At 42.0% G+C, this 12,552-nt stretch carries 11 protein-coding genes; 7 read left to right on the forward strand and 4 right to left on the reverse strand.

What is annotated here, in order from left to right; all coding sequences use genetic code 11:
- On the forward strand, positions 1-1,045 hold a 1,045-nt coding region (locus KKA81_03335; protein ID MBU2649943.1), incomplete at its 5' end, for a cytochrome c biogenesis protein ResB.
- 4 nt (positions 1,046-1,049) lie between these two features.
- A complete protein-coding gene (gene ccsA / locus KKA81_03340; GenBank protein ID MBU2649944.1) occupies positions 1,050-1,847 on the forward strand; it encodes a cytochrome c biogenesis protein CcsA in 798 nt (265 codons plus the stop codon).
- A gap of 78 nt (positions 1,848-1,925) precedes the next feature.
- Here ccsA and KKA81_03345 read toward each other — a convergent pair whose 3' ends face one another.
- From KKA81_03345 to KKA81_03355, 3 genes are all read right to left on the reverse strand, one after another.
- Positions 1,926-2,831: a hypothetical protein gene (locus KKA81_03345; GenBank protein ID MBU2649945.1), complete on the reverse strand. Its 906-nt coding sequence runs from the start codon at positions 2,829-2,831 to the stop codon at positions 1,926-1,928.
- Positions 2,832-2,940: 109 nt separating this feature from the next.
- The gene (locus tag KKA81_03350) at positions 2,941-3,303 is read right to left on the reverse strand and encodes a hypothetical protein (GenBank protein ID MBU2649946.1); all 363 of its coding nucleotides are present in this window, start codon (positions 3,301-3,303) and stop codon (positions 2,941-2,943) included.
- A 28-nt stretch (positions 3,304-3,331) separates the two neighbouring features.
- Positions 3,332-4,327: a hypothetical protein gene (locus KKA81_03355; protein ID MBU2649947.1), complete on the reverse strand. Its 996-nt coding sequence runs from the start codon at positions 4,325-4,327 to the stop codon at positions 3,332-3,334.
- Positions 4,328-4,531: 204 nt separating this feature from the next.
- Between KKA81_03355 and KKA81_03360 the strand changes: the two genes are divergently transcribed.
- From KKA81_03360 to KKA81_03370, 3 genes are read left to right on the forward strand one after another with little or no spacing between them, the layout of a single operon-like run.
- Positions 4,532-5,038 (forward strand): helix-turn-helix transcriptional regulator, encoded by a 507-nt coding sequence (locus KKA81_03360; protein ID MBU2649948.1) that lies wholly within the window; start codon positions 4,532-4,534, stop codon positions 5,036-5,038.
- Between the two features lie 33 nt (positions 5,039-5,071).
- Positions 5,072-9,418, forward strand: coding sequence for a CusA/CzcA family heavy metal efflux RND transporter (locus KKA81_03365; protein ID MBU2649949.1), 4,347 nt, complete (start codon positions 5,072-5,074; stop codon positions 9,416-9,418).
- On the forward strand, positions 9,408-10,568 hold the full coding sequence (locus KKA81_03370; GenBank protein MBU2649950.1) for an efflux RND transporter periplasmic adaptor subunit: 1,161 nt from the start codon (positions 9,408-9,410) through the stop codon (positions 10,566-10,568). The genes KKA81_03365 and KKA81_03370 overlap by 11 nt, the downstream gene beginning before the upstream one ends.
- A 14-nt stretch (positions 10,569-10,582) precedes the next feature.
- Here the strand turns inward: KKA81_03370 and KKA81_03375 are convergent, their stop codons facing one another.
- Positions 10,583-11,626, reverse strand: a complete 1,044-nt coding sequence (locus tag KKA81_03375) for a DUF1624 domain-containing protein (GenBank protein MBU2649951.1) — start codon at positions 11,624-11,626, stop codon at positions 10,583-10,585.
- 112 nt (positions 11,627-11,738) lie between these two features.
- On the opposite strand from KKA81_03375, the gene KKA81_03380 reads away from it, so the two are divergent.
- Both KKA81_03380 and KKA81_03385 read left to right on the forward strand, forming a co-directional pair.
- Positions 11,739-11,987 carry a PqqD family protein gene (locus KKA81_03380; GenBank protein ID MBU2649952.1) on the forward strand — a complete coding sequence of 83 codons (249 nt, stop codon included), beginning with the start codon at positions 11,739-11,741 and terminating at the stop codon, positions 11,985-11,987.
- Positions 11,980-12,552 (forward strand): biotin carboxylase (locus KKA81_03385; protein ID MBU2649953.1); only part of this gene is annotated, 573 nt, incomplete at its 3' end. The genes KKA81_03380 and KKA81_03385, both read left to right, overlap by 8 nt.

The following is a 12,552-nucleotide window of genomic DNA, read 5'->3' on the forward strand; positions in this document are numbered from 1 at the left end:
ATACCGTTTTGTCAAACACCCTGCGGTTAAATGGCTGAGCAGCACTCCTGCTGCGATCGCTTCTATCAGTGTTTTTACGATTCTAGTACTGCTCATGGGTTTCATTCCTCAGAAAGATGCTGATGCTTCAGGATTCCTTCTTTCAACCGGGCTGAATCATGTTACCCGAAGCTGGGCCTATTTACTGAGTTCTTTGTTTCTTTTGGTGGTACTTGGGTTTACTATTATCCGGCGCTTTTTGCCTTTTAGTATTAAAAACCTTGCTTTTTTTCTCAATCATGGTGGTTTATGGGTTGTGGTAGTTTCCGCTTCCCTGGGTTCGGCCGATCTTTGGAGATTGAGCCTTCCGGTCCAGGAACAAGGAGTCTCCTTTACTGCCTATGATGCAGGCAATAATGCTTATCGTTTGCCTTTTGCTGTGAAACTGATTGATTTCGACATTGAGGAGTATCCTCCAAGACTAGGTCTGATGAGAAACAGCGATGGGACGTTAATGATGAAGAAAGGCGATAAACTCTTTGAGGTGGAAGAAGGTTCCGAAGGGCAACTCAATGAATGGAAGCTTTTTGTGGTAAGTTATTACACAGATTCACGCAGGGATTCGCTACGATACAGTCCTGATACTACAGCAGGATCCGCCCCTTCAGCCCTCATCCTGGCCATGAACAGTGAAACGCGGGATACCGTCCTGGGCTGGGTATCAAGCGGAAGTTTCAGAATGCCTCCTGCCTACATGAACCTGAATGATGAAGTATCACTCGCCATGCTTCAGCCTGGACCTAAAAAATACAGTTCAAAGATCAGGATATATGAGTCGATGGAACATTATGAGGAATTTCTGGTGGAGGTGAATAAACCTGTTAAATTTAAAGGATGGAAGATATACCAGGTTGGTTATAACGAGAGGATGGGAAAATGGTCGACCCTCAGCATATTGGAGCTGGTTAAGGATCCCTGGCTTCCTGTTGTATATACCGGAATTTTCATGATACTTACAGGTTCTCTATACCTGGTTTGGATGGGAAGATCTAAAAAACCTGAATAATATTATGACCTGGATACAATACCCTTATTTTGTTTATGCTGCCACCCTGCTTTGGTTGGCCGGGATCATTATCAGCTTTTCCGGTAAAGGTAAAACTGCAGGAATATTAAGGGATTTCCTTTTACTTTCCGGCACAGCAGTTATTGTCGTTTTTGCAGGATTGCTTTGGGATAGCCTGGAAAGGCCTCCTTTCAGGACATTGGCAGAAACCCGGCTTTGGTATGCTATTTTTACCGCGGTAATTGGCCTTGTGATTTACTATCGCTGGAAAATGAAATGGATGCTTGGTTATGCTCTGACCATGGCCATTGTCTTCCTGTTTATCAACTATTTCAAGCCGGATACTTTTGACAAGACCCTGATGCCTGCTTTGCAAAGCCCCTGGTTTATCCCTCACGTGATAGTTTACATTATCGGATATGCCCTTCTCGCTGTCTCATCACTGATCGGGATCAAAGGATTGTACCTGCTTTCAAAAGGGAACTCTGTTGAAAAATCATTGTGGATTGCCGATAATATGGTTTATATAGGTTTTGCTTTCCTGACTTTCGGACTTCTGTTCGGGGCTCTTTGGGCTAAAGAAGCCTGGGGCCATTACTGGACCTGGGACCCAAAGGAAACATGGGCATTTATTACCTGGCTGGTCTATTTGCTATATATTCATTTTCGTATCAACAAGCGTAAAATGGTCAGAACATCTCTATGGATATTATCGCTGGCTTTTGTTGCCCTGCTGATTTGCTGGTTCGGTATTAATTACCTGCCTTCGGCACAATCAAGCGTTCATGTTTACTCACCCTGACAAATATAGCTGTCTGCTCCTCCCTGTAGCCTGAAACTTGCTACCTGAAACCTGGAGCCTGAATCCTGCTACCGGGCATTAATTGTTCTCAATACTCTTTAAACTTTTTGGTTTTTTGATCGCAAAGGTCCTGGTAATATTAAACCCAATGTGAATGTCACCCTTCCCCCAGGAACCAGTTGTTTCTGCGATAAAAGCTTCTTCGATCAGTCCTTGCGAATTAGTGGCATAGATCTGAAATACATGGCCCCCGGTTTCAATGTCAAAACCAATGGTGAACGAGTTGTAATAATCGTCGGCTGTTTGACCAGGCAAGAGATAGAAATACTCGGAATTTAATGATAAACGGTTGGTCAGCTTAACCCTGCCACCGGCCCCAACAGCAAAGACGTCATTCTGATCCTCTTTCGTTTCAACCAGGTTTCGGTGTATAAATGTTGGAGTCAACTGAATTGATAACCAACTGCTGAATTTTCTTGCTATAAGTAACTGATTCACATATTGCATACGGGAGGTAAAGTAATTTTTTCGATCAGGATCAGCCCATTTCAGCGAGGTAATGGCAACATTTCCAAAGTAGGAAACGGATATTGGCATAACCCTCTTTCCGGTACTTTGCCTGAGCAATTTGATTTTGGTGAATCCATCGAAAGTCTTGTACAATGAATTCCTGCCGAACCCAACGGCAAGCCAGTCATTTATTCCATATTCGAAGCCAAAACGGATGGTTGCCTGGTCCAGCCCGAACCATTCATACCATCCTGTATTGATCCGTCCGAAGTGATGCGATATGATAAAGATCAGGTTGCCGTTTGCAGGATTCTCAATCGATTGCCCATTACATATCCGTGTAGTTTTAAAAGTTGCATAGGCATAATCGGTTGTCTGTGGTTCATCCCCGAAAAGATCCATAAGGTCATCCTGGGCATAAATCCCTATGGAAAGCAACATGCTTAATACTAAAAGTGAAAATGTTTTTATCATAATGATTATGTGTTTTGTATATAAATTTTAGATCCCAGATACCTGCCCCGGTGAAAAACTGGGCCGATCTCCGATCTTCGATCTTCGATCTTCGATCTTCGATCTTCGATCAATTCTCCTTTGTTCCTTCATCAATCCATTTCTTTATCTGCAGAATTTTACACTCCTGCATCTTCGGTTGGTTTTTCGGCATGGGGGAGTTACCGGAGGCATGGCTGATCACACCATAAAGGCTCCCGTAGGTTCCTGCAGGTTTTTGACCTGCTGCTGCAGTATTTGCATAACCTTCCAGGGAAACATTTCCTTGAGGCGCTCCGCCGCTGTGACAGGAAATGCAATACTGGTCGATGATGGGTTTTACCTTTCCGGAATAGGTTACATTGCTTGTATCACAAGCACCTGCATCCGGATATAATTCCTCTTCGTTATCATAGTAGCATCCTGGCATGAAAACCATTGCGAATGCTGCCATTAATGTTAATTGCAATAAAATGTTCCTTTTAATCATTGGGTGTTCCATTTTCAATCCAAATTTCTGTTTGACGAATCTGACAATCTGATAGTTTATTTCCGTTTTTGGGCATTTGAGGAAATCCGCTTTCCCACCGAATGACACCCAGTAAACTGCCGTTATTGGCAACCGTAACCAGATTATTGTAGCCTTCAAGAGTAATTCCGCCAAGGGGGTTGTTATTATTGTGGCACCCTACGCAGAATTTATTGATCATCGGTCCGATAATGCTCGTGTATGTGACATTCAGGGTATCACATTCTTCCTCATCGCAGAACAGGTTTTGTGCTCCCTGGTTTATCCATTTCAGGATTATATTTATCTGTTCCTGGGTTAATGGGCTACCGGGCGGTGGAGGCATTCTCTTATCAGGGTCCGTTTCGATCACAACCTCATAAATTTCGCTGTTTCCCGGGTCAAAAGGCTGAACGTCACCTGTTTGCATAACAGAATTATAGTCGGTCAGACGCACGCCATCCTGGGCTGTTATAGCATCATGGCAATCGGGTTTGGCACAGTTCGATTGCAGGATAGGAAGCAGATCCTTTTCAAAATAAATTGTATCGGGATCACATGGATGGCCGGGTGAAGGAAAGGTTGTATCATTTACCCATATTTCGATGGTACGGATCAGACAAACAGCCAGTTTGGGTTGATCTTTGGGCATCGGGGAAAATGGAGGGATATGGTTTATCGATCCAATTAGCTGACCGCTTTGAACGATAGCAGTTACATCGTCATAATTGGTCAGGTCTATCCCTGCCTGAGGTGTTGACCCACTATGGCATCCTGTGCAATATTTTTCAAAAATCGGTACCACAGACCCCGGGTAAGTTACATTCAAAGTATCACAGACGATCGTATCACCACCACCACCGTTCTCTGGTGTGACTATTTCTTCGGGATTGTGCTTGCATCCTGGTAAATACGAAAGTATAAGAATAGTAAGAAATATTAATAATAGGGATAACACAATTTTTTTCATAATTTTGAGATAATTGTTAATTCAAATATACAGGTATTTGAATGTTAAATTGCTAAATTTCAGAAATTTAGACTGGTTCTAAATTTTAAATCATCTCAAAAGCACTTTATGACTCAGGATCCCGAACGTAATAAAGTTGTATACAGGGAGTATTATCTGAAAAATATGATTTGCACCTGCTGCAGTCGTCTTTTAAAAATTTTAATGGAGCAGATAGGTGTTACAATAGAGAGTCTGAGAATGGGCGAGATCAGGATCTCTTTTGACCCGGAAAATATTGATGAAGCCAGGATACTGCAAGTCTTGCATGAAAACGGGTTCGATCCGGTAAATGACAATGAATCGCGTTTGACAGAACAAATTAAGCTGGCAGTGATCGATCTGGTTCACCACTCCACTTTTAACAGCATGGTAAGAAATTCAGATTTTCTGGTTGAGAAATTCAACCTATCTTATCAGCATATATCATCTTTGTTTTCAAAGCATGTTGGGATTACCCTCGAAAAATACATCATTATTCAGAAAATAGAGAAAGCCAAAGAGCTGATTATATCCGGGGAGCTTACTTTGAGTGAGATTGCATATATAATGGGATACAGCAGTGTACAGTATCTTTCAACGCAGTTTAAAAATGTCACGGGGGTTTCTGTAAGTGAATTCAAAAAGGATCCTGCGCGATACAGAAGGCCTGTTGATGAACTAAATGGCTAAGTGTTTTGTTTGAATCGTTTAAGCCGGTTAATTATGATCAATAAAATTATCTCCTTTTCATTAAATAATCGCCTCATTATTGGCATTCTAACGCTTGGACTGATTGCCTGGGGCGGATATAATTTTACAATATTGCCCATTGATGCTGTCCCGGATATCACGAACAACCAGGTTCAGGTAATCACAGTTGCTCCCTCTTTGGCACCGCAGGAAGTTGAGCAGTTCATAACTTTTCCTGTGGAGATTGCCATGGCAAATATCCAGGATGTTACAGAAATCAGGTCAATTTCACGTTTTGGATTGTCGGTTGTCACTATCGTTTTCAAGGACCGTGTTGATCCTTATCTTGCCAGGCAATTAGTCAGCGAGCAGATTAAAATAGCTGAAAGCAATATTCCTGAGGGCTATGGGACTCCTGAAATGATGCCCATTACCACCGGGCTGGGCGAGATATACCAATATGTGATTGAACCCTTACCGGGCTATGAAGATATTTATACTCCTCTTGAAATAAGGACAATTCAGGATTGGATCATAAAAAGGCAGTTGTCGGGTATTCCCGGTATTGTTGAGATCAGCAGTTTTGGAGGTTACTTGAAGCAGTATGAGGTAACAGTAAAGCCCCGCACGCTTGTAGGGAAGAATCTGACTATTACTGAGATTTTTGAAGCTTTGGAGAAAAACAATGAGAATACCGGAGGTGGATACATTGAAAAAGGACAGGAAGCTCTTTATATCAGGGCTGAAGGTATTATACAAAATGAAGAAGATATAGAAAACATTGTTATTAAGGTAATTGATGGAATTCCCATACTTATCAAAGACGTTGCTGAGGTTAACATAAGCCATCCACCGAGGTTTGGCGCCATGACCAAGGATGGTAAGGGTGAAGCTGTGGGTGGGATCACACTTATGCTGAAAGGCGGTAATTCGGCAAGTATAATTAAAGAGGTAAAAGCGCGTATTGAACAGGTAAAGAAAACCCTGCCGGAAGGAATAACCCTTCATGCCTACCTCGACAGGAGCCAAATGATTTCCAAAACAATTAACACAGTAAGTAAAAACCTGATCGAAGGGGGGCTGATTGTTATTTTCATCCTGATCCTATTATTAGGAAATTACAGGGCCGGACTCATTGTTGCATCCGTTATTCCATTATCCATGCTATTTGCTTTTTCCATGATGAATCTTTTCGGTGTCAGTGCTAACCTGATGAGTCTTGGTGCTATCGATTTCGGTTTGATCGTGGATGGTTCCGTGATTGTGATAGAAGGGATTGTATACCAGATACATCGTGGCAGTTTAAAGGGCAAATTGTCGCAGGAGGAAATAGATAAAAACATTTACATTGCAGGGAGCAGAGTCAGCAAGTCGGCCGTTTTCGGTGTATTGATCATTCTGATCGTATACATTCCGATTCTGGCTTTCACCGGCATTGAAGGGAAAATGTTCAAGCCAATGGCTCAGACTGTAATTTTCGCTTTGGTAGGGGCACTGATACTTTCCCTTACGTATGTGCCTGTTATGGCTTCCATCTTTCTTAGTAAGAAGATATCTCACAAGGAGAGTTTTGCCGATAAGATCATTCATTCCCTTCATAAGGCACATGCACCGGTGCTGGATTATTCTTTGCGTCATAAATGGTTGGTCCTGGCTATGGTTCTGGCATTACTGGGTGCAAGCTTTTTCCTGTTCAGCAGGATGGGCGGAGAATTCATCCCTACATTGGAAGAAGGAGATCTTGCAGCCCAAATGACGCTGGCACCCGGATCATCCTTGTCAGAAAGTATAGCCACATCTACAAAAGCTGAGAGAATTATCCTGGATAATTTCCCGGAAGTCAAAGAAGTAGTATCAAAAATTGGAACTGCCGAGGTGCCTACCGATCCAATGGCAGTGGAAGATGCTGATATTATGATAGTGATGAAGCCTCGTGAAGAATGGACTTCAGCCAAAACAAGAGTTCAACTGGTGGAAATGATGAAAGAGAAACTTTCTGTTTTACCGGGGGTTTCCTTCGAGTTCACCCAGCCAATTCAGCTTCGGTTTAATGAGTTAATGACTGGGGTTAAGTCGGATGTAGCTGTAAAAATTTACGGAGAAGACCTGAATTTGCTTTATGAAAAAGCCAATGAAGCGGCTGCTGTCATAAGCAATATCAGGGGTGCAGGAGATGTCAGGGTTGAACAGATTGTGGGCCTTCCACAACTCATAATCAGGTATAAAAGGGACAAATTGGCGCAATATGGTTTGAATGTGGAAGATATAAACCGCATAATCCGTATTGCTTTCGGTGGAGAACCGGCTGGGGTAGTTTACGAAGGAGAGCGTCGGTTTGATCTGGTACTCAGGCTGTGCGAAGAATGCCGTAATAACCTTCATGCGATTGAAAACCTCAGGGTTAACAGCCCCTCAGGAGAACTGATTTTACTTAGCCAGGTGGCGGATCTGGAAATTAAAGACGGACCCATGCAAATATCGCGTGATGACACTAAGCGCAGGATTACTATCGGGATCAACGTTAGGGAAAGGGATGTAGAATCATTTATTAACGAGGTAGATAATAATTTATCTCAAATGCTTCAGCTTCCGCCAGGATATTATATCACCTTTGGAGGGCAATTTGAAAACCTGAAAGAAGCCAAGCGGACTTCCAGTATTGCTGTACCGGTGTCATTAATCGTTATCCTGGTTCTTTTATATTTTACATTTTATTCTCTCAAACAGGCGCTTATGATATATTCTGCCATTCCTCTTGCAGCAGTTGGTGGTATCTGGGCATTATGGCTGCGGGGTATGCCCTTCAGCATATCCGCAGGAGTAGGTTTTATTGCTCTGTTCGGGGTTGCAGTGCTTAATGGCATAGTATTGCTTTCCTATTACAATGAGCTTGAAAAATCCGGTGTAAAAGATATTTATGAAAGAGTCAGACAGGGCACAAGGACCAGGTTGAGGCCTGTTATCATGACTGCCTCGGTGGCTGCTTTGGGTTTTGTCCCCATGGCATTATCTACCGCTCCGGGCGCAGAAGTGCAAAAACCCCTGGCGACCGTGGTAATAGGAGGCCTTATCACGGCTACCATATTAACTTTGGTGGTTCTTCCGGTTATTTACATTTTATTTAGCAAGATGGGTTCACGTGCTAAAATTAAAACCCCTGCTAAAGCCCTTTCTCTCTTCATCCTTATGTCATTCCCGGCTTTTTTGATTGCCCAGGATAAACCTATGGCTCTTAGTCTGGAAAATGCAGTACAAACTGCCCTGGAAAATAATCTTGAATTAAAAAACGCTGATCTTGAACGGGAAATGGAAGCGAAATTGCGAAAAAGCGCTATTGATATTCCTCAACCTGAATTTATGCTTGAACAAGGTCAGATCAATTCGGATGCAAAAGATTATAATATTTCAATAGCACAATCATTCCGTTTCCCAACTGTTTATTCAAGTGCTTACCGTGTGCAAAAAGAACAGGAATTGCTCAGGGAAACTGAATACAGGCTCTCCAGGAATGAGATCATAATCCGGGTTACATGGTCTTATCTCAGATGGATAAAGTCAGCAGAAAGTCGGAGGATATTATTAAACCAGGATAGTCTGTATAAAGAATTCAAGGATGTGATGAAAATGAAGTATGAACAAGGAGAGGAAAATCATCTTGCAAAGCTTATGGCTGATAGCAAGGCTGGACAGGTCAGGAACAAGCTGCTTGAAGCAAAATCCGGGTATATTATTGCAGAAAATGATCTGCGTCTCCTGACAGGCATACAAAAGAATATAGAAGCTGCTTCAGGCAATTATTTGATGCTTCCGGAACCCGGTGAAAAGGATGTTGCTGAAAGCCCGCTCATTGATTACTTCCGGCAGCAGGTAAATTTAAAACAGGCAGATATTCGAAACCAGACGGCAGGCATGTTTCCTGATATTTCCCTTGGTTATTTCAATCAATCCATTGACCGGGTTCAGGGATTTCAGGGCTGGATGGTAGGAGTTTCTTTGCCGGTTTGGTTTTGGAGCGGATCAGGAAAGATTCAGGCTGCGAAAATTGACCGTCAGATCTCTGAAAATCACCTTATGTTGGAAAAAATAAGGCTGTCGGGTGAATATTACAGGATAAGCGAGTCGATTAAACAAAGGAAAGCAATGTTGAAATATTACGAAGAAATTGCTCTTCTGCAAGCTAAAACACTCGAGGATAATGCTCTCATCAGCTTTGAACAGGGGGAGATCGATTATACGGAGTTTGTTCAGATGACTGGAGAGGCGATGCAAATCCAGCTTGATTATCTTGATGCAATGGAACAATACAATCTCTCTGTTCTTGAAATGTATGAACTTACCGGTGAAACCAATTTAATTATACCTTCATTAAATGAAAACTAAGATTTATCTGATTATTGTGATCATTCCGCTAATGATTGCATGCAGTAGCAACAACCCAGTTCAGGATCAAAGCATTCCGGAACAAGCGAATGGTAGTATGGTTACTCTTTCAATATCACAAATTGAACATGCAGGAATCCAATTTGGTAAAATTGAATCGCGTCTGTTATCATCCGATGTAAATGCCAGAGGAGAGATTGTAGTACCTCCGGAAATGGAAGCCGATATTGTGACGTCCGTTCCGGGTACGGTCCGGGAAATCATGGTTGGTCTTGGGGATGAAGTAAAGGCAGGACAAGTGCTTGCAACCATTCAATCATTCGACTTTCTTGGATTACAGCAGGAGTATCTGCTTGCAGGAAGTCGCCTTGAATTACTTGAACAAGATTATTTACGGCAGAAGGCTTTGAAGGAAGAAAATGCCGCTTCGGAAAAGAAATATCAGGAAGCAGAAGCCATATATGAAGATGCATTGATCTTGCGAAGTGCTCTTGCGGAAAAGCTTGGATTAATGGGTGTTGATCCCACAACCATTTCCCGTGAAAATATTAGTGGTATAATAAAAATAAAAAGTCCTGTTCAAGGCATTGTTGAGGAAGTAAATTTAAATGCCGGTAAATACCTTGAGCCGTCTGATGTGTTATTTAAAGTTTACAACACAGCAGATCTTTATATTGAAATCATGGTTTTCGAGAAGGATATCATGAAAGTTAAACCCGGACAGCGAGTGACTTTTCAAACCAGTGATCAGGGAATGTCAGAATATGAGGGTTTTGTAAAAAGTATTGCATCATCCGTCAGGACGGATGCAAGAGTTGTTAAAGTGCTGGCAGGTTTTGGAAATAAAAAGATTGGACTTGTTCCTGGAATGTTTGTGTCCACAAGCATACATACCAGCGAAGAAACTCTTCCGGCTCTTCCTTCCGAAGCCATTCTTTTTGATGGAAACAGTCGTTACTATATTTTTCATACACTTCCTGAATGGGAGACTGACACAGTGGTATCATTCACGGAGGCAAATATAGTCACCGGCTTTGAGGAGGATGGATACACACAGGTCACAATTCCCGGAGGATTGCCCGGGAACGCCAGAATCGTTATCAAGGGAGCTTATTACCTGAAATCGGAAAAAGCAAAAAGCGAGGAATGAAAGATTGGTTGAGATCAATAATTGACCCGGTGATTTTTATTTTGTTTGATGCCTAAATATACCTTCGTTAATACTGTTGAACACAATAAAACTACTAAAATCCCGGCCAGCCATCCAAAAAATCCTTGAGTTTGATACAAAGCTGTGGCTATATTCCCTATGATCAGCCACTGGAATACATAAAATGCCGTAACATTTCTGCCGGTCCATTGCAGGAATAATACCACAGGATTATCAGGCAATCTGATTTGAATAAATTGCAGGATTACAGTCCACCAACCCGTAAATATAAGTGTCCATATAAAAAATGTCCAGGAGTGATGGTAAAATAGCGGGAGATTGGCAGTGATCCTGGAAGCATAGGGTAGAGACAGAATAATGCCCAGGGTGGTAACGACAAAGACTAACAGGGAAGTTTTTGTTTTTACAGTTTTAAAGTAACTTAATCTCGTAAATCCTGCCGAGGCATAACCTGCAAAAGCATAACCCGCCCAGGGAAATATCGGAAAGTACGACCATGAGTATTCTCCCCAGAGAAATGCCTGTAAATATTTCCATCCGGATGACAAATCCTGAAGATATGGAGAGATAAACACGATAATGAAGGCCAGAATCAGAAAAGGAACCCAACGGGTTCCAACGATCTGTTTTGTCAGCGACAGAAGAATAATGCTTAATCCTGCAACGAATAAAATATCAGCGCCAAAAATATATTCCAGCGGATTTACCTGTATTTGTCCCAGGAATACTTTGATGAGCAAGTGAAAATTAAGTCCAGTATTCAGCAATAGTCCTAAAAAGATCAGGGAAACTCCTCTAAATATGTGTTTACTAAGACTTTTCCCGGATAACGCAACAAAATATCCCATAATAAGCATGAAAACAGGGGCTGCAGGTGGTCCTCCCAGGAAGAAAACGACCTTCCCGAAAGTCGTTCCCTGAAACTCTGTTGTTGTAAAAAGCTCCAAAACATGCACCATTACCATAAAAATAACAGCCAGGCCTTTCATGAAGTCGGGTAACGCTTTCCTTGAATTATTTTTCCTGAGTGCTTTCAAGGCAATCTTATAATCTTATAAAACTTTCCTTAAATCTTGTAAACTTCATATGAAGATACCACGTTATGTTTGCATGCGAATTTAAGCATAGTTTTATACAATGATGAATACCATGAAAATAAAAAAGAATGTAGCGATCAGCGATTCCGGTTTCATTTTCAACCCTGAAACCGGAGAATCCTACACAGCTAATCCAATGGCGGTTGAAATGCTTGGTATGATTAAAGAGGGAAAAGAAAAAAATGAGATACTTCGGTCTGTCAAGGAACGATACCATGTTGACAATATAACCCTTGAGAAGGATTACAATGATTTTATGGCGATGTTACAACGTTTTCAACTGCTAGTGGATCATGAATAAGCCCAGACTAACCATTGCCGTCACTGCCTTGAATGCTATCGACAGTCCGGGGCCGGGTGTTTCCGTTATCCGGGCTTTGAGGGAAGCGTCTTCGTTTGATGTAAGGATCATTGGGTTATCCTATGAAGCCCTTGAGCCGGGTATATATATGCATCAACTCGTTGATCATACTTACCAGGTCCCCTATCCATCCAGCGGCACGGAGCCATTGTTGGAAAGGCTGTCATATATCCATGAAAAGGAAAATCTGCAAATGATCATTCCTAATTTCGATGCGGAGTTATATCCTTACATTCGTTTGGAGCAAAAACTCGCTTCTATGGGTATCCGGACCTTCCTGCCTACCATGCAGCAGTTTGAGGATAGGCATAAAATGAATTTACCCAGGTTTGGTGAGAAATACGGATTCAATGTTCCGGCAAGCATAAATATTTTCCAACCCGGTGAGTTGGAAAAAATTCAGGATGAATTTACCTACCCGGTGCTTGTCAAGGGTAAGTATTATGACGCCTGGGTGGCCTACAATATGGATCAGGTTAAAAATTATTACAATAAGATCACAGCC

This window comes from Bacteroidota bacterium, from assembly GCA_018831055.1.
In the GTDB taxonomy this organism is placed as follows: domain Bacteria; phylum Bacteroidota; class Bacteroidia; order Bacteroidales; family B18-G4; genus M55B132.